The organism is Thioclava sp. NS-SX20 (assembly GCF_057380695.1).
In genome coordinates this window covers 2,133,273-2,155,378 of sequence record NZ_CM170816.1, presented here as the reverse complement: position 1 = coordinate 2,155,378, position 22,106 = coordinate 2,133,273, and the positions used below count along the sequence as shown (strand labels likewise).

The following is a 22,106-nucleotide window of genomic DNA, read 5'->3' as shown; positions in this document are numbered from 1 at the left end:
GCAGGTGCGGGCTTTGTTCGGGGATTGTCTTGTCTTTCCTTTTGGAGCTTGATCTATCTTCCGACCGAATAGAGGAGAGGGCAGGTGGGCGTTCGAGACAAAATCCATTTCACGGCTTCCCGTGGGGAGGTCGCCCAGTCGGCTCTCAAGATGCTGCTTGATGTCTATGGGCAGACCCCGATTGCAGAGGCCAATGTGATTGTGGCTCTGGGGGGGGACGGGTTCATGCTGCAGACGCTGCATGAGGGGTTGAACCTGCCGGTCTACGGGATGAATCGCGGCACGGTCGGCTTTTTGATGAACCAGTTCTCGGCCGAGGATCTGAACGACAGGCTTGCGCTGGCCGAAGAGGCGGTGATCCATCCGTTGTCGATGACGGCGCAGACTGCCGATGGCGAAATCCACAAAGCTTTGGCAATCAACGAGGTTTCGCTTTTGCGTGCAGGGCCGCAGGCCGCGAAATTGCGGATTTCGGTCAATGGTCGCGTGCGGATGAACGAGTTGATCTGCGACGGGGCGATCTTGTCGACGCCTGCCGGTTCGACCGCCTATAACTATTCCGCGCATGGTCCGATCCTGCCGATCGGGGCGGGGGTGCTGGCTCTGACAGGGATTGCCTCCTTCCGTCCGCGTCGATGGCGCGGGGCGATTTTGCCCGATGCGGCCAAGGTGCGGTTCGAGGTGCTGGAACCGATGAAACGCCCGGTGATGGCGGATGCCGATTCACGTTCGGTGCAGCCCGTCAAATGGGTCGAGGTCGAACTGGAAAACCGCGTGTCGCACCGGATTCTTTTCGATCCGGGGCATGGGTTGGAAGAGCGGTTGATGAACGAGCAATTCGCCTAAGTCGGCTCTTCGCCGGTGGTCTTCCAGGCCTCGAGCTTCCGGTAGAGGGTCGAGGGCGCAATATGCAGCCCCCGCGCGACCTGCGGTACGGAATGGTCATTCTGGCTCAGGCGGTATTCGATGATTCTCCGCTCGATCTCCGCAAGGCTTTGCCCGTCGAACATCGACAGCTCATTGCCGCCCGACATATCACCCATATGCGTTCCGTCAGATGTCGGGAGCATATCCGCTGTCAGATCCGGTCCGCAATTCAGAATAACCGCCGAGCGGATCATGTTCATCAGTTCCCGCACATTGCCGGACCAATATGCCGATTTCAGCCGTTGCAGGGCCTGCGGCGTGATGCGCGTGAAGTTGCGTTGCTCCTGCGCGGAGAATTCTGTCAGGAAGTGCTCTGCCAAAGCAGGGATGTCTTCCGACCGGTTGCGCAGGGGCGGAATATGGATGGCCACCACGCAGAGCCTGTAAAACAGATCAGAGCGTAGCTTGCCCTGTTCCACCGCCTCTTGCGGCGGAATATCCGAGGCGCTGATGATCCTGAGGTCAACTTTCCGCTCTTCGGCAGCGCCTACGGGCCGTACCCTCTGGGTCTGGAGAAACCGCAGCAACTTGCCCTGCAAGGCGGGGTCCAGTTCGGTCAGCTTGTCCAGAAATAATGTGCCGCCATCGGCGCGCATGGCGGCCCCTGCATGGTCGGTAATCGCGCCGGGCAAGGCCCCGCGCATATGGCCGAACAGTTCGGAATCGAAACGGTCCTGACGTATGGCCGAACAGTCGAAGACCACAAACGGATTGCTCGCACGGGGCGACAGAAGATGGATGGCTTCAGCGCAGATTTCCTTGCCGGTCCCTGATTCTCCGACGATAAACACCGATGCATCGGACGCCGCCGTCTGCCGGATACGGTCATAGAGCTTAAGCATTTCCGGCGCATGGCCGATAAAGGCCCCCACCGCGCCGGAATGTGCCGCATCGCGTGTCAGCGGCCTGATCTCGCGGGCATGGGACAAGGCGCGCGACACAACCGATTGCAGGCGCGCTTCACTGACCGGTTTGGTGAGATAGTCAAACGCTCCGGCGCGCATCGCGGTTACGGCGCGTTCGGGCGAACGTTCTGCGGTGATGACAATGATCTGGGTATTGGGCGCCAGCCGCAGCAGACGATCAATCAACTCCATGCCGTCGCCGTCGGGCAGCATCAGATCCAGCAGTACAATCGAGAACGGTTTCTGGGTAAAAAGCGACAGTGCCTGTTTGGCGGTATCAACGATATGCGCTGTCAGCCCCATTTTCTGCACATGCGAGGCGTACACGAGTTGGAGGCTTGAAATATCCTCGACAATCAGGACTTCAGCAGCATCGAAAAATGGCTTTGATGAGGGCGTGGGCACAATGGGCATCATTCCAATTTTTCTTCTGTTTGCTTGTATTTGTGGCGGTCAATTATTTCGTATAGCGCAACAATCTGTTTCCGCATATCTCTGATTTCCCTAGGGACACCTGTAGCGGGGATTTCCGCCACCCGAAGCTCAATTTCTTGTGCAATCTCATGGCTCTCTGCCAAATCGGGCCGCAGTTTCCGTATATGGGCCTTACAAAAAAGGCTCCGGACTGAGAGGAAAAGAAATGCGGTCCGCGCGTCCGGTCGATCTGCCGGACCGCAGGGACAGTCTGTTGCATGGGAAGTTGCCGCAGATCGGGGCTGTTCGGAGGGCGGCATATCTGTCGTGAGATGCCGAGCCGACGCGGCAGGGGCCGCTTTCCCGACATGGGTCAGCGCGGGCTGCGTAAAACGAGGGCGACTGGAAAGGGGCCGTTGCAGGTGAAGCCGTTGGTCGAACACGGCTGCGTCCATCCCGTCTGCTTCATCATGACACCCCAAGGTTTTGTAATCGGTTCTATATTTCAAACGCTGCAAGCGCCGCTTTCCGGCGGCCCGATGGTGTTTTTGCGTATGGGGAATGCCATGCCACATCCGTTGCGAGCCGTGCTTGGCACGGTTCGCGGCCTGATTCCCGCGCAGGCCTTGCGGCTGCGGCAAAGAGGGGGGGCAAGGAAGCGTTTCTGAACTGGCTCGATGTGTCATCTGTGTGCGAACAAAAGAATCTGTTCTACACGTCGTAACGGAAAGGTCTTTGAAAACAGTTACTAATCAAGGAAGCTGAATATTTTCGCCAAGGCGAGGGGCTTTGGCGCAGGGCGCGCCAAAGCCGGTTTGTCCGTATCAGGCCGATTTCGGCAGCCCCAAGACGTGCAGCGCCTCGGCAATTTCGGTCAGCACCGAAGGGTCGTCGATGGTGGCAGGCACATTATAGGGCATGCCATCGGCAATCTTGACCATCGTGGCCCGCAAGATCTTGCCAGAGCGCGTCTTCGGCAGCCGGTCCACCACGCAGGCGGTCTTGAAGGCGGCAACGGGGCCGATCTTGTCCCGCACCAGACCGAGACATTCGCGGATGATCTCGCCATGGGGGCGCGTGCACCCCGCGTTCAGGCACAAAAAGCCCAGCGGCATCTGGCCCTTCAGCGCATCCGATACCCCGACCACCGCACATTCCGCCACGTCGGGATGGGAGGCAAGAACCTCTTCCATCGCACCGGTGGACAAACGGTGGCCCGCCACGTTGATCACGTCATCCGTGCGCGCCATGATATAGACATAGCCGTCCTCGTCGATATAGCCCGCATCGCCGGTTTCGTAATAGCCGGGGAAGTGGTCCAGATAGCTCTTGCGGAAACGTTCTTCGGCATTCCAAAGCGTGGGCAATGTTCCGGGCGGCAGCGGCAGCTTGATTGCGATCGCGCCCAGCTCGCCTTGCGGCAGCGGGTTGCCCTCGTCATCCAGAATATGGATGTCATAGCCCGGCATCGGGACCGAGGGGCTGCCCAGTTTGGTCGGCAGAGTCTCGATCCCGATCGGATTCGCGGCAATCGCCCAGCCGGTTTCGGTCTGCCACCAGTGATCGACCACCGGCACGCCAAGATGTTTCTGCGCCCATTCCACCGTGGCCGGATCGGCACGTTCGCCCGCAAGGAACAGGGCTTGCAGGTCATGCAGTTTGTAGCGGCGGATCCATTCCCCATCGGGGTCTTCGCGGCGAATGGCCCGCAAGGCCGTCGGGGCGGTGAAGAAGCTCTTGATGCGCTGGTTCTGGATGATGCGCCAGAATACGCCCGGATGCGGGGTGCCCACCGGCTTGCCCTCGAAGACCACCGTGGTGGCGCCCGCCAGAAGCGGCCCGTAGCAGATATAGCTGTGGCCCACGACCCAGCCCACATCGGACGCCGCCCAGAAACGGTCGCCTGCTTCGATGTTGTAGATGTTTTTCATCGTCCATTGCAGGGCGACAAGATGGCCGCCCGTTGCACGGATAACCCCTTTGGGTTGGCCGGTCGTGCCGGAGGTATAGAGGATATAGGCGGGGTGGTTGCCCTCCACCGGAACGCATTCCGCCGGTTTGGCACCATACTGGAAACCGTGCCAGTTGAAATCGCGCCCTTCGATCAGCTTGGCGACCTCTTGTTCGCGTTGCAAGATGACACAGAATTCCGGCTTATGGGTCGCCTGCTCGATCGCCTGATCCAGAAGCGGTTTGTAATGGACCACGCGATTGGGTTCGAGGCCGCAGCTTGCCGCGATGATCGCCTTGGGAGTGCAGTCATCAATCCGGACGGCCAGTTCGTTGGCGGCAAACCCGCCAAACACGACCGAGTGGATCGCGCCCAGACGGGCCACCGCCAGCATCGCCACAAGGGCTTCGGGGATCATCGGCATATAGATGATGACGCGGTCGCCCTTTTCGACACCACGCATGCGCAGCGCGCCGGCAAGTGACGCGACGCGGTTCTGGAGTTCTTTATAGGTAATGCCTTTGGTGGAATGGGTGATCGGGCTTTCATGCTGGATCGCAATCTGGTCTCCCCGACCGGCTTCGACATGGCGGTCGACCGCGTTCCAGCAGGTGTTCACCATGCCGTCGTTGAACCACTCGTAAATCGGAGCTTTCTCGTCAAAAAGTGCTTTGCTGGGGCGTTTGTCCCAATCGATTGCCTGAGCGGCCTGCATCCAGAACGCATCCGGATTCGCTTTCCAGCCGTCATAGACATCTTTGTAGTTCATGATTTCCTCCTCCTACCTTAGTCTTTGTTAGGGTGAGGAATGAAATCGGGCAATATTGTTACCGCTGAAGCTGCCGGAATGCCGAAAAAATTTGCATATTTCAGCGCGTCAACGGGGCAATAGTTTGCAAATGCAGCCTCGCGGTAGGGTTTAATCGCAGAATTTGAATAAGTTTGCAAAAATCTGGCAAAAAATAAGCGGGGAGTCTTGCGACACCCCGCTCTATGGTCTGGCTTGACAAGGTGCCTAGCTGTAATGCGCCACCGGTGTTCCCGCGATGGCCGACATGTTCAACAGGCCGCGCGTGGTGATGGATGGCGTGACGATATGGGCCTTGTTGCCCATCCCCATCAGAAGCGGGCCGACTTCAAGGCCATTCGCTTTCATTTTAAGGATGTTGCGCACACCCGATGCGGCATCGGTATTGGCGAAGACCAGAATATTCGCCGAGCCTTTCAGCCGCGAACCGGGCAGAAGGCGGTCACGGACGGTTTCGTCCAGTGCCGCATCCACATGCATTTCGCCTTCGAAGCAGAAGTCCACTTCGCGCGCTTCCAGCAGGTTCATCGCCTCGCGCATGCGCTGCCCCGAGTCGGTGTCGAGATTGCCGAACTGGCTATGCGAGCACAGGGCGATCTTGGGCTCCAGACCGAAGCGCCGCACGTGACGGGCCGCGCCAATCGCGGTTTCCATGATCTGCATCGGCGTCGGCATGTGGTGCACATGGGTGTCGGCAATGAACAGCGGCTCGTCCTCGAGGATCATCAGCGACAACGCCCCGACCGGATGCAGCCCCCCGCGCGCCAGAATCTCGCGCACATATTTCAGGTGCCAGCCGAACTGGCCGAAGGTGCCGCAGATCATCGAGTCGGCTTCGTTGCGATGCACCATCACCCCCGCAATCGCGGTGGTATTGGTGCGCATGATGGCCCGTGCCAGATCGGGGGTGATGCCGCGCCGCGCCATGATATCGTGATAGGTGCCCCAGTAATCGCGGTAACGCGGGTCGTTTTCGGGGTTCACGATCTCGGTCTGGTTGAGATCCAGCGTCAGCCCTGCGCGCTCGCAGCGCATCTGCATCACATCCGGACGCCCGATCAGGATCGGCGTATCGGTGGTTTCCTCGATCATCGCCTGAGCGGCGCGCAGCACGCGCTCGTCCTCGCCCTCGGCAAAGACGATCCGGCGCGAGGCCTGTGCGGCGGCCTCGAAGACCGGACGCATCAGCAGGGCGGATTTGAAGACCGACCCGTCGAGCTTTTGCTTATAGGCTTTGATGTCGGGCAGCGGGCGCTCGGCGACGCCGGTTTCCATCGCGGCACCGGCCACGGCGGTGGCGACGATCCCCATCAGGCGCGGATCGAACGGTTTCGGGATCAGGTAATCCGGCCCGAAGGTCAGTTTTTCCCCCTGATAGGCGGCTGCCGCCTCGGCAGAGGTGGTGATGCGCGCCAGTTCCGCGATGCCTTCGACACAGGCGATCTTCATCGCGTCATTGATCTCGGTCGCCCCCACATCCAGCGCACCGCGGAAGATGAAGGGGAAACAGAGCACGTTATTGACCTGATTGGGATAATCCGACCGGCCCGTGGCCATGATCGCATCGGGCGCCACGTCGCGCACCTCTTCGGGCATGATCTCGGGGGTCGGGTTGGCCAGCGCAAGGATGATCGGCTGCTTGGTCATGCGGCTGACCATTTCGGCCTTGAGAACGCCCGGACCGGAAAGCCCAAGGAACAGATCCGCCCCGTCGATCACCTGATCCAGCGTGCGCAGATCGGAGGCCTGCGCATAGGCCGCCTTATGCGGGTTCATGTCTTCCTGACGGCCTTCATAGACCAGCCCGTTCAGATCGCAGAGCCAGACATTCTCCCGCTTCACGCCAAGCTTGAGCAGCATGTTCAGGCAGGCGATCCCCGCTGCACCGCCGCCGGTCGAGACGATCTTGATGTCTTCGAATTTCTTGCCCGCAATTTTCAGCGCGTTGGTCACGGCAGCCCCGACCACGATCGCCGTGCCGTGCTGGTCGTCGTGGAAGACCGGAATATTCATCCGCTCGCGGCAGATTTTTTCGACGATGAAACAGTCGGGGGCCTTGATGTCTTCAAGGTTGATCGCGCCGAAGGTGGGTTCCATCGCGCAGACGATATCGGCCAGTTTCTCGGGGTCGGATTCGTTCAGTTCGATATCGAAACAGTCGATATTGGCGAATTTCTTGAACAGGACGGCCTTGCCTTCCATCACCGGTTTCGAGGCAAGCGCCCCGATATTGCCCAACCCCAGCACGGCGGTGCCGTTCGAGACCACCGCCACGAGGTTGCCGCGTGCGGTATAGCGGGCGGCGTCACGCGGTTCGGCCTTGATTTCAAGGCAGGCCTCTGCCACGCCGGGGCTATAGGCGCGGCTGAGGTCGCGACCGTTCGCCATCGGCTTGGTCGCGCGGATCTCCAGCTTACCGGGTTTGGGGAATTCGTGATAGTCGAGCGCCGGATGGCGCGGCTTGTCGGACCGGATGTCTTCCATTCTTGCCTCCGATGAGAGTTGGTTTGGTATTAAACTATTTCTTTTGCGGTGGAAATGGCTGCAATGCTCCTTTGTCGGGCTTATACTCGGCTGTCCATCACTTCGCTGTGCGTCGCGTGATGGCATAGGGGGAGGGTGCAGGGGGAAGATGCGGACCGAAACGCCAGCCCTTGCATCGCTGCCACGCTCGGCGCAGACTCCGTGAAACGATGCCCTTGAACGATGCCTGCCTGAGCCGGAGATTATACCATGTCGCTCCTTGATGCTGCCCGTAATGTCCGGGAAAATGCCTATGCTCCCTATTCCAGATTCAAGGTCGGGGCGGCAATCCGCTCGGTCTCGGGGGCCGTCTATGTTGGGGCGAATGTCGAGAATGTCGCCTATCCCGAAGGCACCTGCGCCGAGGCGGGCGCGATTGCGGCCATGATCGCGGCAGGCGAGACGGAACTGGCCGAGGTCGCGGTAATCGCCGACAGCCCGACACCGGTGCCGCCCTGTGGCGGTTGTCGTCAGAAACTGGCCGAATTCGGCAGCATGACCACACCTGTCACGCTTGCGACCCTGTCCGGCAAAGAACTGCGGACCACGATTGGCGAACTGCTGCCGGGCCAATTCGACAAGAGCCATATGGACAACGCCTGATGGATGCGCGGCGGGTGATCGAGGCCGTTCGCGATGGCGAGGGTCTGAGCGTGGAAATGGCCGAGTGGTTCACGCGCGGGCTGGTCGATGGGTCGGTCGGGGATGCGCAGGCCGGAGCCTTCGCGATGGCGGTGTTGTGTCGCGGGGTCGGCGAGGCAGGGCGCGTGGCGCTGACCGAGGCGATGCGCGACAGTGGCAAGGTCATGCGCTGGGATCTGGGCGGGCCGGTGGTGGACAAACATTCGACCGGTGGCGTGGGCGATTGCACCTCGCTGCTCTTGGCGCCCGCGCTGGCGGCCTGCGGGGCCTATGTGCCGATGATCTCGGGGCGGGGGCTGGGCCATACGGGGGGCACGCTGGACAAGCTGGAAGCCATTCCGGGCTATAGCGTCAATCCCGACGAGGAAAGCTTCCGCGATCTGGTGGCCGCAGTGGGCTGTGCCATCGTGGGGGCCAATGACCGGATCGCCCCTGCCGACAAGCGGCTTTACGCGATCCGCGATATTTCCGGAACTGTGGAGAGTATCGATCTGATCACAGCCTCGATCCTGTCGAAGAAACTTGCGGTGGGTCTGGATGCGCTGGTGCTGGATGTGAAGACCGGCTCGGGGGCGTTTATGGCAGGGCAGGATCAGGCCGTGGCGCTGGCGCGGGCCTTGGTGGATACGGCCAATGGGGCAGGGTGCAAGACCTCGGCGCTGATCACCGATATGAACCAGCCGCTCTGTTTTGCGGCGGGCAACGCGCTCGAGATCATCGAAGTCATGCAGACCCTGACCGGCTCGCAGGTCAACGAGGCGCTCTGGGATGTGGTCTCGGCGCTCGGGGGCGAGGCGCTGATGCTTGCGGGGCTTGCCCGCACCGCCGAGGACGGCGCGGCGCGGATCGATCAGGCGCTGGAAAGCGGGCGTGCGGCAGAGGTATTCGGCCGGATGGTGGCAGGGCTTGGCGGGCCGATTGATTTTGTCGAGCATTATCTCGACCGTCTGCCCTCCGTGCCTGTTATGCGCCCCGTGCCCGCGCCGAGGCGTGGATATGTGGCAGCGATCGACACACGGGCCTTGGGCGAGGTCGTGGTGCATCTGGGCGGTGGGCGGTTGCGCGCCGGTGACAGGATCAATCCCGGTGTCGGGCTGTCCAGTCTTGCAATGATCGGCGAGGACCGCGAACCGAACGAGCCGCTGGCGATGGTCCATGCCCTGAATGCCGAGGCCGCCGAGCGTGCGATTGCCCGTGTGCAGGCGGCCTATCACCTTGCGGAGGGCGCGCCCGAAGAGCCGCCCCTGATCCATGAGAGGATCGTCTGATGTCACGTGCGTTTCTGATTGTCATGGATAGTGTCGGCATTGGCGGTGCACGCGATGCCGCGTCCTTCTTCAATGACGGTCGGCCCGATACGGGCGCCAATACCGTGGCCCATATCGCGCAGGCCTGCGCCGAGGGCCGTGCCGAAGAGGGGCGCAGCGGTTTTCTGCATATGCCCGCGCTGGACCGCTTGGGGCTCGGGGCGGCGGTGCGTCTGGCCTCGGGCGCGGCGACGCCGGGGCTGGAGGCGGTGCCAGAAGGGGCGTGGGGGGCGGCCAACGAGGTCTCGAAGGGCAAGGATACGCCCTCGGGCCATTGGGAGCTTGCCGGTGTGCCCGTGCCGTGGGACTGGGGATATTTCCCCGACAGGCAGAACAGCTTTCCCCCCGATCTGGTCGCATTCGTGGCGCAGGCTGCGGGCACGGACGGTCTTTTGGGAAACTGCCATGCCTCGGGGACCAATATCATCGAGGAATTGGGGGATGCGCATATCCGCAGCGGCTGGCCGATTTGCTATACATCCGTGGATAGCGTGTTTCAGATCGCCGCGCATGAGACGCATTTCGGGCTCGACCGGCTGTTGCAGCTGTGTCAGGACATCGCCCCCCGCCTGCATGCGATGAAAATCGGGCGGGTCATCGCGCGCCCCTTCACGGGCGAGAACGGGCAGTTCTTCCGGACCCCGAACCGGCGTGATTTCGCGATCGAACCGCCCGCGCCCACGCTTCTGGACTGGGCCTATGAGGCAGGGCGCGTGACCCATGCCATCGGCAAGATCGGCGATATCTTCAGCCATCGCGGCATTACCCATCTGCATAAGGGCAAGGGGGATGCCGATCTGATGGAGCATCTCCTGCGGCTGGGGGCGGAGGCCGAAGACGGCAGCCTGACCTTTGCCAATTTCGTCGAGTTTGACAGCCTTTGGGGGCATCGTCGCAATGTGTCGGGCTATGCGCGTGCGCTGGAATGGTTCGACCAGGGGACCGCGCGTTTTCTCAAGACGCTGCGTCCAGGTGATCTGGCGATTTTCACCGCCGATCATGGCAATGATCCGACATGGGCCGGCACGGACCACACCCGCGAACGGGTGCCGGTGCTGGCCGCCGGTCTGGGGGCGGCACGGCTGGGACAGTTGGCCTTTGTCGACGTGGCCGCCACGCTTGCCGCGCATCTGGGCGTTCCTGCGCAAGGGGCGGGGCGGAGTTTTCTAACTCAAACCGGTCTGAAGGCCGTGCTGTAGCCGCACGCTGGGCCGCCGATATCATTCACAGGGAACACCATAAGAAGGAGAGGCCAATGGGCCAGCATCTCACCATCGTTGATCATCCGCTTGTCAAACACAAGCTGACGCTCATGCGGAAGGTCGACACCTCGACCGCATCCTTTCGCCAGCTCCTGCGCGAGATCAGCCTGCTTCTGGCCTATGAGGTCACGCGCGATCTGGAACTGACCTCAGTCACCATCCAGACACCGCTGCAGCCGATGGAGGCCCCGATCCTCGAGGGCAAGAAGCTGGCGCTTGTGTCGATCCTGCGGGCAGGCAACGGGCTGCTGGATGGCATCCTCGAACTGATCCCCGCCGCGCGTGTGGGCTTTGTGGGCATGTATCGCGACCCCGAAACGCTACAGCCGGTGGAATATTACTCGAAGCTGCCCAATCTTCTGGAAGAGCGGATGACCATCGTGGTCGATCCGATGCTGGCCACGGGGAATTCCTCGGTGGCCGCTATCGATCTGGTCAAGAAGAAGGGCGCGAAAAACATCATTTTCCTGTGCCTTCTGGCCGCCCCCGAAGGGGTTGCGCGGATGAAAGAGGCCCATCCCGACGTGCCGATTGTCACAGCCGCGCTGGACGAGTGCCTGAACGATCATGGCTATATCGTGCCGGGGCTAGGGGATGCGGGTGACCGTATCTTTGGCACCAAATAAGCCATTTGGGTGCTTTACTTGCGGCGCGTCCTGATTCATCTTTAGGTAACTTCTATTCCGGGGATGGTATATGCGTATGGGCCGCTGGTTAACGAGCACTCTGATCCTTGCGGTTCTGGGGACAACCGGAGCCGCTTTCGCACAGGATGGCGCCCCTTCGGAACTGCCGCCTGCCTCGTTCAAGGGGCGGCAATATGTGGACAGTCAGGGCTGTGTCTTCGTGCGGGGGGGCTTTGGCAATGCGGTGCGCTGGGTGCCGCGGGTCAACCGTGACCGTACACCGGTATGCAATTACAAACCCACATTCGGCGGCAGCGAGAAGGTGCTGGATATCGCCAAATCCGTGCCGGAAGCCCCGAGCGCGCCCGCAGCCCCTGTCGCGCCTGTCCCGCCCAAGGCCAGCGTTGTTGCCGCGGCCCCCAAACCCAGCCCGAAAGCCGATGCGCTTGCAGGCTATTCCGACGGGAATGCGCTGCATCGGGCTTTGACCGGCGCTCCGATGCGGACCATCGCCCTGACCACGACGCCGCCGAAAATCGGGCTGTCGGCGGCCAAGGTCCAGACCATTCCGACAGCCGGTGCCGTGCGCACGGCCCCTGTGGCGATGCCGGTCGCGCCGGTTGTGCCAAGCACGGCGGTGGCGGCGCAGGGCTATGTCTCGCCCTATATGGTGGAGGGAGCGCCCGCGGCTGTGACGATTGCCAGCACCGAAATTCTGTCCGGTCAGGCGACGAACTGCCCCAATCGCCCCGCACAGGCGACGCGCTACCGTCTGAGCGACGGGCGCAGTGTCCTGCGGTGCGGTGCGCCTGCACAGGATCCGGCGGCGTTTATCAATACCGCCAATATCGGCAATCTGACGATCCGGCCCGCCGCGTCGACGGGCGGCTACCAGTCACCCTATGTGGCAGGCGGTGTGGCGCCGGCGCCGGTTTCGGTGGCAGGCAATGGTCGGGCCAGGGTCAACCATAACGTCACCCGACTGCCTGCGGCGATGCCTGTGGCGGCACCCGTGACGGTCTCGCCACAGCAGGCCTATGCAGCCAGCTCGCCCTATGCCATCCCGCGGGAAGTCTATGTGAAAACGCCCAATGCGCCTGTCAGCCTTGCGCCGGTGGCCATTGCAACGTCCAATTCCAACGGCTACGCGCCGGCCTTCGATGATGGCCGCCTGAACCCGTTCCGTGGGCCGCGCAGTCGCAGCGGGGACGCGCAGATGCAGCAACTTTGGGACGATTCCGTGCCTGCCAAGCTGATCCGCTATCCCGCAAGTGGGGCTGCCGTGCCCGCGCAGACGGTTCAGGTCTCGGTCTCGTCGAAATCGCCGTCTGCGCAGGCCCCTGCACCCGCCTCTTCGCGGGCGGTGGCGCCGTCGGGCCGGTTCGTTCAGGTGGGCACCTATGCCGAGGCATCGAATGCCGAGGCTGCCAAGGCCCGCCTGCGCGCGCGTGGTCTGCCGGTAGCGGCCAGCCGGACGGCAAAAGGTCTGGTTGTGGTCTATGCCGGACCCTTCGACAGGGCGGCCCTTGCGGGGGCTTTGGGAACGGCGCGCCGCGCGGGCTTTGCCGACGCCTATATCCGCTAGGCACCGGACACCCGTTTCAGGACGTCCAGAGCCGGTCCGGAGAAGGGCCGGCTTATTTTATGGCGGAGAGGCCCGGTCAGGGGGACGCGATCAGGGGGACGCGGTCAGGGTTATTCGGTGGTGCAGATGTCCTGCAACGCGACCCATTGGCCGTCCTCCAGAAGGGGCGCCGGTGCGGGCGCGCCCTTGAACGGATCGGCTTCGATCAATGGCAGGACCTTCTCGCCCGAAGGGTCAACCGCATAGGCATAGGGGGTCGAAGAGACGCCGACGCTTTCGAATTCTTTCAGAAGCGGAGGGATCTGGGGCAAGGGTTGCGACTGCTCAAGGATCACTCCGTCATATCCGGTGAGGTCATCCTTATCCAGAGCGCCCGTGGTCAGCAGGCGGAAGGCGGCACGAATGCCCGCCCAGTCCAGCAGGCTGCGCAGCGGATCATGTTCCTGTGCATAGACCTTCGCGGCCAGCACAGAACCTACCGCCACTTCGGGTGTGTCATAATTGTTGAGCATATCCTGCCCCATCACGACGATGCCACCCGGCAACCATCGCACCCCGTTGATGCCTTTGGGCAGAACGGCAATGCCCGAAACACCCGGAATGCGCGCGCTCAGGCGGCGCAGCGCGTCATTGCCTGCCTCACCGCCGCAGGGCGCCCCCGTTTTGCGGACCAGATCGCGCAGGATATGCTGGCCGATCTCGTGGCGGGTCGGGGCCGGAGCCACACCTGCGGCATGGCTGATCAGGGCGCTTGGCAGCCAGAACACCGCCGCCCCAACCACTGCAACCGCCAGCGTGACATACAAGATCCCCCGCAGCCGTCCGGGATGGGGCATGCGCGAGGCAATCACATGATGCACCCGCTCGATGGCCTCGACCAATGTGTCGTCGTCAATCTCCAGCCGCTCTTCGGTGTCTTCGGTGGGCGCGTAAAGGGCAGGGCGCTTGCCGGGGTTGAGCCGGACCACAGCGGGCAGGGACCAATGCGCGATAAAGCGGGAGTCCTTGATATCCGAAAGTACGATCGAGGCACGCCCGAAGGACACCACGACTTCTTGCGCGGGCGCATCGGAGGTTTGCATCCAGCGGCCAGTGGCCTCCAGGCGATCATATTTCGGTAGGGAAACCATCTGCTACGTTTCTGTTTTTGTCATTTTGTCCGAAGATAAACGAAAGGGATGCAGGGTCAATCGAATGCAGCTCTGGGCTGTGTTCGAACTGTCTTGGGCGGGCGGATGGAAATCCGATTGCTGGCAGGGGGCAGTTTGCGCCATTATGCAGGGATGATCGTTTCACATGGCCGCCGCTATATTTTCGTGCATATCCCCAAGACCGGCGGCACGGCGCTGGCCTTGTCGCTTGAGGCGCGGGCGATGGCGCAGGATCTGATGCTGGGGGATACGCCCAAAGCGCAGAGGCGGCGCAAACGTCTTGCCGGTATCCCCACTGCGGGCCGCAAGTGGAAACATACGACGCTGGCGGACGGGATCGGCCTTTATACAGCGCAGCAGGCGCACAGCTATTTCACCTTCACGCTGGTGCGCAATCCGTGGGACCGGCTGGTGAGCTATTACCACTGGCTACAGGATCAGGCGTTCGCGCATCCGGCGGTGCAATCGGCGCAGCAGCATGATTTCCGCAGTTTCCTGTCCTTGCCGCATATCCAGCGCAGCCTGTCCGCGCATCCCTATACAAGCTATATGCAGTTGCCGGATGGCGAGGTCTGTTGTCGGGCATTTCTGCGGCTCGAGCATCTTGCCGAGGATATCGCCCCTCTGGAGGCGCATCTGGGATTTGCCCTCAGCCCGTTGCCCGTGGCCAATTCCTCGCGGCGGCGACGCGATTACCGCAGCTATTACGATAGCGCGCTGGCCGAATTGGTCGGGCAGGTCTGCGCGGCGGATATCGCGCGCTTCGGCTATCGCTTCGAGGACTAGCCACATGCCGGTCGCGGGCAAGTAGCAGGCAGGCGGTTGGCATAATCTGACACTGTCGCTGCCCTTAATTAACCTTAATTGCGCCCCTGATTTTCCATCACGGCAGGGTGAACTGGGCTGGCTCCCTCTTGGTCGGGGCGGTCTTGCGATGGAGATGGTTGTGTTTGGCTTGAAAGCGCGTCGGAATGAGAAAAGCTCTGTGCTGCGGTCTGGCATCGACACCCGCCCCAGTCTGCGACAGATGGTGCCGGTGCCGCAGGATGGCAGAACCGAAGGCATCTGTGCCGGAACGCTGATCCTGACAGAGCTGGGCTGGCGCACGGTGGAATCCCTGCAGGCCGGAGATGCGGTCATGACCTTCGATCACGGCTATCGCCCGGTGCGCAAGATCGCGCGGGGGCTGTCTCTGGCAGGGGGGGCGGACTGTCCGGATCACGGGCATGTCATGCATGTTCCGGTGGCGGCTCTGGGCAATCATAATCCGATGGTGCTGCAACCCGACCAGCATGTGATGATTGAAAGCGATCTGGCCGAAGAGGCGTTTGGCGACCCTTTCGTGCTGGTGCCTGCTGCCGCGCTAGAGGGCTATCGCGGCATCAGTGCCGCGCAAAGCGCCCAGAGGCTGTCGGTCTATACGGTGCAATTTGCCGATGACGAGGTGATCTATGTCAACGGGGCGGGGCTTGTGCATTGTGGGGGGCTGTCCAAGATCGGGCTGGAGCAGATGATCGGGGACAGCCTGCCGTCCTACATCTCGCTGCCGGTGCTGGCGGCGCGCGCCGTGGTCGATGCGCTGAAGGAGGCGGACGAGCAGTCCGCGCTTCTGGCCTGACACCCGGCGCCGCCCCGCCGTCTTACAGTCGGTCTGCCGGAGATCCGGGCATCATGTCATAGGGATGCGCCCAGCCGGGCAGGGCGCTGATCCGGTCCAGCCAGCGCGCGATTGCGGGGTGGGTCTGGGCGCTATAGCCGAAGCCCTCGGGGTAATAGAGATAGGCGCAGCACGCGAAATCCGCGATGGAGGCGCTGCCGCCCACCAGCCAGTCCGATTTGGACAGGTGGGTTTCCAGCGTCTGAAGCGCGGCCTGCACCCGCCCCGACAGCCAGTCGATGGCCGCATGCGGGCGCTTTTCTGCCGGAAGGAAATGCATCATAAAGCGCAGCGCCCCGAACTGGCTGGAGCCTTTGTGGTTATCCCAGAACAGCCAGCGCAGCACCTCGTCGCGGTTTTCGCCGCCGAAGCGTCCGGTCTGTTCGGCAATGCGGAGCTGCATCACCCCCGATTGTGCCAGAATTTCGCCCTCCAGATCGAGCACGGGGCATTCGCCCATCTCGTTCAGGGCGCGAAATTCGGGGCGACGGGTCTCGCCGTTGAAGAAATCCACATAGACCGGTTCCCAGTCGAAACCGGAAAGGGTCATCGTCAATGCGGCTTTATAGGCGTTTCCGGATTCCCCGAAACAATAGAGCTTTGCGGTCATGGCATCCTCTGGCCTGCTGGAACGGGTCCAGTATGCGCCCGAATGCCGCGAAGGTCACGCTTTGCGATCTGCCAGTTCGGCTTTGAACAGGCTCAGGCGCGCGGCAAGATTGTCGTCACGAAAGACCGAGCTGAAATTCTCGAAGAGGAAGGTCAGGGCTTCGTCTTGCGACAGCTCCGCGTCCTGCGCAAATCGCTGCAGGCGGCGATAGGCGTCATTGGTCATGGCAACGGGAAAGCGGCGGGTCAGTCGGAGACGTTTGGGCATGGAGATCCTGCGGTTTTCTCCCTTCTAGAGGCAGAATATGGCGGGATTTTGAAGCGCTGGAAGAACGACAACAGGGGGGCTGAGTTTTTGCCAAGAGTGGATTGGCCAAAGCCCCCCTGAGAACAGGCTGCCATGAAAAGGTGGCCGTTTGTCGGAATGGGTTACGAAAGGGATTGCATGAATGGTCAGGCGGCCGAACTTTCGGCGCGACGCGCCTCAAGCCGGTTTTCCCCTGACTCGATCTCTGCACTCAGCTCGTCAATAGCGGTTACAAGATCGTCGCGTTGCTGCTGCATTTCTTCAAGCCGGTTGCGCGCCAGTTTGAGCGTTTCGGTCAGCTGCGTCACCTGATTATCGCCAACGCTGTAAAGATCCAGAAGCTGGCGGATATCTTCGAGACTGAACCCGAACCGTTTGCCGCGCAAGATCAGCTTGAGTCGCGCGCGGTCGCGGCGGGTGAACAGTCGCTTTTGACCCTCTCGTATCGGGAACAGGAGTTCCTTACTTTCGTAGAACCGCAATGTGCGCGGGGTCACCTCGAAGGCGTCGCACATCTCGCGGATCGTCATCACTTCATTTTCCATCCGTGCCTCACACAGTTAATGCACAGGCAGCAGATGAATTTCCACCTATGCGATACTCGATATTTCAAAAGCAGCGCTGGTGGTGCAGCGCAACAATGCCCGACAAGATCGGTAGTAGGTATACATGAAAGGCTTTTTAAAAGGGGTAGATACGGACAAACTACCTATCCGCGATATGCATTCCCAAGCGTAAAAGATCAAGTTGCTTATATGTTACTGGCTCATGGCAAGCGCTTGTTCGCGCAAGTTGCGCAATTCCGATATAGTTTTGTCCAATTCGGCGCGTTGTTTCTCTAATGTGGCTAATTGCCGTTCCGACAGGTCCAAAAACACGCGTAATTGTTCTTCCGTGCCCTCGGTGTCGTAGATTTCCAGCCACTGGCGGAGTTCCTCCAGAGAAAAGCCAAATCTTTTGCCGCGCAGAATGATCGTCATCCGCGCGATTTCTCTTGGGCCATAAAAACGTTTTCGCCCCTCACGTGTGGGGGCGAGCAATTCGATATATTCGTAATATCGCAGGGTCCGAGGGGTGACTTCGAACTTTGCGCACATTTCCTTTAGGTTGAGCATTCGCCTTGCCATTCTTCTTTTCGGCGATACGCTAACAGCAATGGCCAGTATTTCAACCGCAATCAATGCGGGAATTCGTTGGGTGCGGCACTTGTGCTGCGGTGACGGCAGGCAGATAGTGTTAGCGTAGAAAGTCGGAGTTAGCACGTGAACACCACAAATAATCTAACAAATGACACGAAAAACGACAGTTTTCTGATGAAATCGTTTTTGGAAGGCCTGCCGCATTGCCGATCTTTGAATATGAAAGTCGTCGATGTGTCCTCGGGTAAGGCCCGTATGGTCTTGCCATATAACGAAAAGTTGATAGGAGATCCCGAAACCGGCGTCATTCATGGCGGGGCTGTTTCGGTGTTGATGGACACCTGCTGTGCCACGGCTGTCATGGCGCATCCCTCGCAGCCCCGAAGCACCGCAACGCTGGATCTGCGGATCGACTATATGCGTCCGGCCAAGCCGGGACAGAGCATTGTTGCCTCTGCAGAGGTCTATCATATCTCGCGCAGCATCGCCTTCGTGCGGGCCGTGGCGCATGATGAAAGCGACGCGTCGGGCGGTGTGCCGGTGGCGCAGGCCACTGCCGCCTTTACCGTCTATCTGCCCGAGGAGGCCAAAGCATGAAAACCCGTCTGTCTCCGGAACCTGTGCAGGTCATCAAGAAACGGCGCGACGAGGCGCTGCGGCAACTGGTGGCGGCGATCCCCTATATCAACTTCCTCGGGGTGGAATTCGACCGTCGTGGCGACGAGCTGACCGCGATCCTGCCGTTCAAGGAAAGCCTGATCGGCGATGCGTCGGTGCCAGCGCTGCATGGCGGGGCAACGGCGGCCTTCATGGAGATTACCGCGATTGTCGGTCTAAGCTGGTCCACCCTCTGGCCGGATTTCGAAACCGGAAAAGTGGCGCTGGACGGGCTGCCCCCCACGCCGAAGACCATCGATATCACGATGGATTATCTGCGTCCGGGCCTGCCGCGCGACGCCTATGCACGCGCCAAGATCACCCGTTCGGGGCGGCGGTATGCCAGTGTGTTTGTCGAAGCTTGGCAGGACAACCGCTTGCGGCCTATCGCGCAGGCGACGGGACATTTCCTGATGCCCGAACCGGCTGATCTGGCCGGCTAAAAGGAGCCTGCCCATGCCGGCTTCGCCCATCACCAACCGCCGTGTCTTGTCCATCGCCGTTCCGGTGGTGATTTCCAATGTGACGGTGCCTTTGCTGGGCCTCGTGGATACGGCGGTTGTCGGGCAGATCGGGCAGGCCGCGCCCATCGGAGCCGTGGGGGTGGGGGCGGTGATCCTGTCGTCGCTCTACTGGATCTTCGGGTTTTTGCGCATGGGTACGACAGGGCTTGTGGCGCAGGCGCATGGGCGGGGGGATGCGGTGGAAACCGCAGCCGGTCTTCTGCGCGCGCTGTTGCTGGCGCTTGTTGCGGGGGGCGGGCTCTGGATCGGGCAGCAGGCGCTGTTCGATCTGGCGTTCCGCCTTGCACCGGCCAGCGCCGAGGTCGAAAGCCTTGCCCGCACCTACCTGTCGATCCGTATCTGGGGCGCGCCTGCGACAATCGGGCTTTACGGGCTGATCGGCTGGTTGATCGCACTAGAACGCACGCGCGCCGTTCTTATGATTCAGATTGTGATGAACGCGCTCAATGTGGTGCTGGATCTGGCGTTTGTTCTGGGGCTGGGCTGGGGGATCAAGGGCGTGGCCACGGCCAGCCTGATCTCCGAGATATTGGGCGCGGGGCTGGGTCTGTGGTTTGCGCGCGCAGCCTTCCTTCCCGCAGCCTGTGCGTTGGGCCGTCTGTTTGACCGTGCCGAACTGGGACGGCTGGTGCGGGTCAATACCGATATCATGATCCGCTCGGTTCTGCTGCAGGCCAGTTTCACCACCTTCCTGTTCATTTCGGCGGGGCGCGGGGATGTGGCTCTGGCGGCCAATCAGGTGCTGCTGCAATTCCTGCAGATCACCTCTTTCGCGCTGGACGGTTTTGCCTTCGCGGCAGAAAGCCTTGTGGGGCAGGCCGTCGGGGCGGGGTCGGTGGCGCGGCTGCGACGGGCAGGCTGGCTGAACGGGCTCTGGAGCTTTGGTTTCGCCGTCCTTCTGGGGGTGGTCTTTGCCCTGCTCGGGCCGCAGATCATCAATCTGATGGCGCGGGCCGAAGAGGTGCGTGCGCTCGCAAAACACTATCTGCCGTGGATGATGATCATGCCGCTGGCCAGCTTCGGCAGCTATATTCTGGATGGCATTTTTATCGGGGCCACACAGACCCGTGCCATGCGGAATGCGATGATTGTCTCTGTCGCCTTTTATGTAGCGGCGCTGTTCCTGATGGTGCCGCTTTGGGGCAATCATGGCCTCTGGGCGGCATTGATGGTGCTGAACCTGCTGCGTGCGCTCAGCCTCGGGGCGCTTTATCCCCGCCTTGAAGCGCGCATCGTTTAGTTGACGATCTGCATGGCTTGCGCGGTGATCCACGCCACGGCGGCATAGCGGCCGGTTTTTGCCAGAAAGACGATGGGCAGATAAAGCCAGAGCGACATCCGCAGGATGCCTGCGATCAGGCAGATCAGGTCTCCACCCGGGGCCCAGCTAAGAAACAGGATCCATAGGCCCCAACGGTCGAACCAGCGATGGCCGCGGTCAAGCTGCTTCTGGCTGGCGGGAAACCATTTGCGGTCACGCCAGCGGTTGATCTGCCGCCCTATGTAATAGGTGATCAGGGCGCCGAGCGTGTTGCCGATCCCTGCGATCAGGATCATCAATCCGATAGGTGCCGCCTGCGCGGTCTGCATTGCCACAAACACGATTTCGGATTGCGCGGGGATCGGAGTGGCCGCCAGAAGTCCGGAGAAGAACAGGCCGGTCAGGGAGGCGGATAGGTCGAACATAGGGGCTCCGTCGCAGGCATGGTGTGACCCTCGAAAGGGTAATCGTTGGGCCCGAAAAGCAAAACGGGCGATGACAGTGAAATGTCTCGCCCGTCGAACCGGTTCCGTGAGTGATAAAACGGATCAGTTTGAGTCTTCTTCGCGCGGGTCGCGCGGGGGACGGCCAACGACGTCACGCAGGGCGTCAAGCTCGATGAAATTGTCGGCTTGGCGGCGCAGTTCGTCCGCGATCATCGGCGGCTGCGAGCGGATCGTGGACACGACCGATACGCGCACGCCTTGGCGTTGCAGCGCCTCGACCAGGGGCCGGAAATCGCCATCGCCGGAGAACAGGACCGCGTGATCAAGACGCGGAGCAAGCTCCATCGCATTGACGGCCAGTTCGATATCCATGTTGCCCTTCACCTTCCGGCGGCCCATGGAATCGGTGTATTCCTTGGCCGGCTTGGTGACCATCGCATACCCGTTGTAATGCAGCCAGTCGACCAGCGGACGGATCGGGGAATATTCTTCGTTCTCGAGCAGCGCGGTATAATAGAAGGCCCGAACAAGCTTGCCGCGGCGTTCAAATTCCTGACGCAACAGCTTGTAGTCGATATCGAACCCGAGCGACTTTGCCGCTGCGTAGAGGTTCGAGCCGTCAATGAACAGCGCAAGCCGTTCGTCTTTGTAGAACATGAAATCAAAATCCTTTCTATTTCACACTCGCTACAACACGGGCATCCAAAGTGGGGCCGGATGCCCAAAACTTCCCTACTCATTATTCGACGCGAGTGATACCGATCTCAGATAGCAATGCAGCTCGGTCATGGGTATCTGTCTAAATGGATAGTAACACGATTATCATCGCCTTCGGGGCCAATATGACATCCACTTTGGGTAGCCCATCTGATGCAATCAGGGAAGCCTTCAAACGGCTCTGCGTTGCGTCATTTCGTCCCGTGGCGATGTCTCGCTTTTATCGGTCGGCGGCCTATCCGGCGGGCAGCGGGCCGGATTTTGTCAACGCCTGTGGACTGTTCCGCGCTTCCGGCAGTCCTACTGACATATTGTATTTGCTGCATGAAATCGAAAGCGGTCTTGGCCGTGTGCGGCACGGGCGCTGGATGCCGCGGGTGATCGATATCGACTTGATTGATTGCGGTAACATCATTCATCCGTCCGAGGTGACGTTGCGTCACTGGCGGGATTTGCCCTTCGAAGAGCAGCAAAAAGCCACTCCGGAGCAGTTGATTCTGCCGCATCCGAGGCTTGAGGATCGGGGATTCGTGCTGATTCCCATGCGGGAGATCGTCCCGAACTGGGTGCATCCGCTGACCGGACAGACACTGGAACAGCTTGTCGAGGCGCTTCCAGAATCACAAATTGCCGGGCTTTCCCCGCTTGTGGCCGACGATCTGCGCGAATGAGCGCTTGTCAACCGTGC

Annotated in this window: 23 protein-coding genes; 13 read left to right on the top strand and 10 right to left on the bottom strand. The window is 61.1% G+C overall.

The window, feature by feature from the left end; genetic code table 11:
• The first annotated feature begins 84 nt into the window (after positions 1 to 84).
• Positions 85 to 846 (top strand): NAD kinase, encoded by a 762-nt coding sequence (locus AC2ISB_RS10560; RefSeq protein ID WP_339108162.1) that lies wholly within the window; start codon positions 85 to 87, stop codon positions 844 to 846.
• Here the strand turns inward: AC2ISB_RS10560 and AC2ISB_RS10555 are convergent.
• Positions 843 to 2,249, bottom strand: coding sequence for a sigma-54-dependent transcriptional regulator (locus AC2ISB_RS10555; RefSeq protein ID WP_339108161.1), 1,407 nt, complete (start codon positions 2,247 to 2,249; stop codon positions 843 to 845). The two genes, AC2ISB_RS10560 and AC2ISB_RS10555, sit on opposite strands and share 4 nt — an antisense overlap.
• 419 nt (positions 2,250 to 2,668) lie before the next feature.
• Between AC2ISB_RS10555 and AC2ISB_RS10550 the strand changes: the two genes are divergently transcribed.
• A complete protein-coding gene (locus tag AC2ISB_RS10550; RefSeq protein ID WP_486574946.1) occupies positions 2,669 to 2,914 on the top strand; it encodes a hypothetical protein in 246 nt (81 codons plus the stop codon).
• Between the two features lie 156 nt (positions 2,915 to 3,070).
• Here the strand turns inward: AC2ISB_RS10550 and AC2ISB_RS10545 are convergent, their stop codons facing one another.
• Together AC2ISB_RS10545 and AC2ISB_RS10540 are read right to left on the bottom strand one after the other, a co-directional pair.
• Positions 3,071 to 4,966, bottom strand: a complete 1,896-nt coding sequence (locus AC2ISB_RS10545; RefSeq protein WP_339108160.1) for a propionyl-CoA synthetase — start codon at positions 4,964 to 4,966, stop codon at positions 3,071 to 3,073.
• Between the two features lie 246 nt (positions 4,967 to 5,212).
• Positions 5,213 to 7,489, bottom strand: coding sequence for an NADP-dependent malic enzyme (locus tag AC2ISB_RS10540; protein WP_339108159.1), 2,277 nt, complete (start codon positions 7,487 to 7,489; stop codon positions 5,213 to 5,215).
• 249 nt (positions 7,490 to 7,738) lie between these two features.
• Between AC2ISB_RS10540 and AC2ISB_RS10535 the strand changes: the two genes are divergently transcribed.
• From AC2ISB_RS10535 to AC2ISB_RS10515, 5 genes are all read left to right on the top strand, one after another.
• Positions 7,739 to 8,131, top strand: a complete 393-nt coding sequence (locus AC2ISB_RS10535; RefSeq protein WP_339108158.1) for a cytidine deaminase — start codon at positions 7,739 to 7,741, stop codon at positions 8,129 to 8,131.
• Positions 8,131 to 9,438, top strand: a complete 1,308-nt coding sequence (locus AC2ISB_RS10530; protein WP_339108157.1) for a thymidine phosphorylase — start codon at positions 8,131 to 8,133, stop codon at positions 9,436 to 9,438. The genes AC2ISB_RS10535 and AC2ISB_RS10530 overlap by 1 nt, the downstream gene beginning before the upstream one ends.
• Positions 9,438 to 10,676 carry a phosphopentomutase gene (locus AC2ISB_RS10525; RefSeq protein WP_486574943.1) on the top strand — a complete coding sequence of 413 codons (1,239 nt, stop codon included), beginning with the start codon at positions 9,438 to 9,440 and terminating at the stop codon, positions 10,674 to 10,676. The genes AC2ISB_RS10530 and AC2ISB_RS10525 overlap by 1 nt, the downstream gene beginning before the upstream one ends.
• A 56-nt stretch (positions 10,677 to 10,732) precedes the next feature.
• Positions 10,733 to 11,365: a uracil phosphoribosyltransferase gene (gene upp, locus AC2ISB_RS10520; protein ID WP_339108155.1), complete on the top strand. Its 633-nt coding sequence runs from the start codon at positions 10,733 to 10,735 to the stop codon at positions 11,363 to 11,365.
• 70 nt (positions 11,366 to 11,435) lie between these two features.
• Positions 11,436 to 12,950, top strand: a complete 1,515-nt coding sequence (locus AC2ISB_RS10515; RefSeq protein WP_486574941.1) for an SPOR domain-containing protein — start codon at positions 11,436 to 11,438, stop codon at positions 12,948 to 12,950.
• 110 nt (positions 12,951 to 13,060) lie between these two features.
• Here AC2ISB_RS10515 and AC2ISB_RS10510 read toward each other — a convergent pair whose 3' ends face one another.
• On the bottom strand, positions 13,061 to 14,080 hold the full coding sequence (locus tag AC2ISB_RS10510; RefSeq protein WP_339108153.1) for a hypothetical protein: 1,020 nt from the start codon (positions 14,078 to 14,080) through the stop codon (positions 13,061 to 13,063).
• A 153-nt stretch (positions 14,081 to 14,233) separates the two neighbouring features.
• On the opposite strand from AC2ISB_RS10510, the gene AC2ISB_RS10505 reads away from it, so the two are divergent.
• Positions 14,234 to 14,887: a sulfotransferase family 2 domain-containing protein gene (locus AC2ISB_RS10505; RefSeq protein ID WP_406721615.1), complete on the top strand. Its 654-nt coding sequence runs from the start codon at positions 14,234 to 14,236 to the stop codon at positions 14,885 to 14,887.
• Between the two features lie 160 nt (positions 14,888 to 15,047).
• Entirely contained in the window at positions 15,048 to 15,719 is a 672-nt protein-coding gene (locus AC2ISB_RS10500) for a Hint domain-containing protein (protein WP_486574939.1), read from the top strand.
• Between the two features lie 22 nt (positions 15,720 to 15,741).
• Here AC2ISB_RS10500 and AC2ISB_RS10495 read toward each other — a convergent pair whose 3' ends face one another.
• From AC2ISB_RS10495 to AC2ISB_RS10480, 4 genes are all read right to left on the bottom strand, one after another.
• Positions 15,742 to 16,368 (bottom strand): glutathione S-transferase family protein, encoded by a 627-nt coding sequence (locus tag AC2ISB_RS10495; RefSeq protein WP_406736082.1) that lies wholly within the window; start codon positions 16,366 to 16,368, stop codon positions 15,742 to 15,744.
• A gap of 54 nt (positions 16,369 to 16,422) precedes the next feature.
• Positions 16,423 to 16,635, bottom strand: coding sequence for a hypothetical protein (locus AC2ISB_RS10490; RefSeq protein WP_339108150.1), 213 nt, complete (start codon positions 16,633 to 16,635; stop codon positions 16,423 to 16,425).
• A gap of 185 nt (positions 16,636 to 16,820) precedes the next feature.
• Entirely contained in the window at positions 16,821 to 17,219 is a 399-nt protein-coding gene (locus AC2ISB_RS10485) for a MerR family transcriptional regulator (RefSeq protein ID WP_339108149.1), read from the bottom strand.
• 213 nt (positions 17,220 to 17,432) lie between these two features.
• Complete coding sequence (locus AC2ISB_RS10480) at positions 17,433 to 17,801, bottom strand: MerR family transcriptional regulator (RefSeq protein WP_406737049.1); 369 nt, start codon at positions 17,799 to 17,801, stop codon at positions 17,433 to 17,435.
• Positions 17,802 to 18,032: 231 nt separating this feature from the next.
• Between AC2ISB_RS10480 and AC2ISB_RS10475 the strand changes: the two genes are divergently transcribed.
• From AC2ISB_RS10475 to AC2ISB_RS10465, 3 genes are read left to right on the top strand one after another with little or no spacing between them, the layout of a single operon-like run.
• A complete protein-coding gene (locus AC2ISB_RS10475) occupies positions 18,033 to 18,410 on the top strand; it encodes a PaaI family thioesterase (protein ID WP_339108148.1) in 378 nt (125 codons plus the stop codon).
• Entirely contained in the window at positions 18,407 to 18,913 is a 507-nt protein-coding gene (locus tag AC2ISB_RS10470) for a PaaI family thioesterase (RefSeq protein ID WP_339108147.1), read from the top strand. Before AC2ISB_RS10475 ends, AC2ISB_RS10470 begins: the two co-directional genes overlap by 4 nt.
• A 13-nt stretch (positions 18,914 to 18,926) precedes the next feature.
• Positions 18,927 to 20,234 (top strand): MATE family efflux transporter, encoded by a 1,308-nt coding sequence (locus AC2ISB_RS10465; protein ID WP_486574938.1) that lies wholly within the window; start codon positions 18,927 to 18,929, stop codon positions 20,232 to 20,234.
• Here AC2ISB_RS10465 and AC2ISB_RS10460 read toward each other — a convergent pair.
• The gene (locus tag AC2ISB_RS10460; RefSeq protein ID WP_486574936.1) at positions 20,231 to 20,680 is read right to left on the bottom strand and encodes a YqaA family protein; all 450 of its coding nucleotides are present in this window, start codon (positions 20,678 to 20,680) and stop codon (positions 20,231 to 20,233) included. The two genes, AC2ISB_RS10465 and AC2ISB_RS10460, sit on opposite strands and share 4 nt — an antisense overlap.
• Before the next feature lie 123 nt (positions 20,681 to 20,803).
• The gene (locus AC2ISB_RS10455; protein WP_339108144.1) at positions 20,804 to 21,358 is read right to left on the bottom strand and encodes a LabA-like NYN domain-containing protein; all 555 of its coding nucleotides are present in this window, start codon (positions 21,356 to 21,358) and stop codon (positions 20,804 to 20,806) included.
• A 146-nt stretch (positions 21,359 to 21,504) separates the two neighbouring features.
• On the opposite strand from AC2ISB_RS10455, the gene folK reads away from it, so the two are divergent.
• On the top strand, positions 21,505 to 22,089 hold the full coding sequence (folK, locus tag AC2ISB_RS10450; RefSeq protein WP_406721255.1) for a 2-amino-4-hydroxy-6-hydroxymethyldihydropteridine diphosphokinase: 585 nt from the start codon (positions 21,505 to 21,507) through the stop codon (positions 22,087 to 22,089).
• Positions 22,090 to 22,106: the final 17 nt, after the last annotated feature.

Coding starts and splice junctions, on each gene's coding strand:
- AC2ISB_RS10555 (WP_339108161.1), bottom strand. CDS start 2,249: ATGATGCCCATTGTGCCCACGCCCTCATCAAAGCCATTTTTCGATGCT.
- AC2ISB_RS10545 (WP_339108160.1), bottom strand. CDS start 4,966: ATGAACTACAAAGATGTCTATGACGGCTGGAAAGCGAATCCGGATGCG.
- AC2ISB_RS10540 (WP_339108159.1), bottom strand. CDS start 7,489: ATGGAAGACATCCGGTCCGACAAGCCGCGCCATCCGGCGCTCGACTAT.
- AC2ISB_RS10535 (WP_339108158.1), top strand. CDS start 7,739: ATGTCGCTCCTTGATGCTGCCCGTAATGTCCGGGAAAATGCCTATGCT.
- AC2ISB_RS10530 (WP_339108157.1), top strand. CDS start 8,131: ATGGATGCGCGGCGGGTGATCGAGGCCGTTCGCGATGGCGAGGGTCTG.
- AC2ISB_RS10525 (WP_486574943.1), top strand. CDS start 9,438: ATGTCACGTGCGTTTCTGATTGTCATGGATAGTGTCGGCATTGGCGGT.
- upp (WP_339108155.1), top strand. CDS start 10,733: ATGGGCCAGCATCTCACCATCGTTGATCATCCGCTTGTCAAACACAAG.
- AC2ISB_RS10515 (WP_486574941.1), top strand. CDS start 11,436: ATGCGTATGGGCCGCTGGTTAACGAGCACTCTGATCCTTGCGGTTCTG.
- AC2ISB_RS10510 (WP_339108153.1), bottom strand. CDS start 14,080: ATGGTTTCCCTACCGAAATATGATCGCCTGGAGGCCACTGGCCGCTGG.
- AC2ISB_RS10505 (WP_406721615.1), top strand. CDS start 14,234: ATGATCGTTTCACATGGCCGCCGCTATATTTTCGTGCATATCCCCAAG.
- AC2ISB_RS10495 (WP_406736082.1), bottom strand. CDS start 16,368: ATGACCGCAAAGCTCTATTGTTTCGGGGAATCCGGAAACGCCTATAAA.
- AC2ISB_RS10490 (WP_339108150.1), bottom strand. CDS start 16,635: ATGCCCAAACGTCTCCGACTGACCCGCCGCTTTCCCGTTGCCATGACC.
- AC2ISB_RS10485 (WP_339108149.1), bottom strand. CDS start 17,219: ATGGAAAATGAAGTGATGACGATCCGCGAGATGTGCGACGCCTTCGAG.
- AC2ISB_RS10480 (WP_406737049.1), bottom strand. CDS start 17,801: ATGGCAAGGCGAATGCTCAACCTAAAGGAAATGTGCGCAAAGTTCGAA.
- AC2ISB_RS10475 (WP_339108148.1), top strand. CDS start 18,033: ATGAAAGTCGTCGATGTGTCCTCGGGTAAGGCCCGTATGGTCTTGCCA.
- AC2ISB_RS10470 (WP_339108147.1), top strand. CDS start 18,407: ATGAAAACCCGTCTGTCTCCGGAACCTGTGCAGGTCATCAAGAAACGG.
- AC2ISB_RS10465 (WP_486574938.1), top strand. CDS start 18,927: ATGCCGGCTTCGCCCATCACCAACCGCCGTGTCTTGTCCATCGCCGTT.
- AC2ISB_RS10460 (WP_486574936.1), bottom strand. CDS start 20,680: ATGTTCGACCTATCCGCCTCCCTGACCGGCCTGTTCTTCTCCGGACTT.
- AC2ISB_RS10455 (WP_339108144.1), bottom strand. CDS start 21,358: ATGTTCTACAAAGACGAACGGCTTGCGCTGTTCATTGACGGCTCGAAC.
- folK (WP_406721255.1), top strand. CDS start 21,505: ATGGATAGTAACACGATTATCATCGCCTTCGGGGCCAATATGACATCC.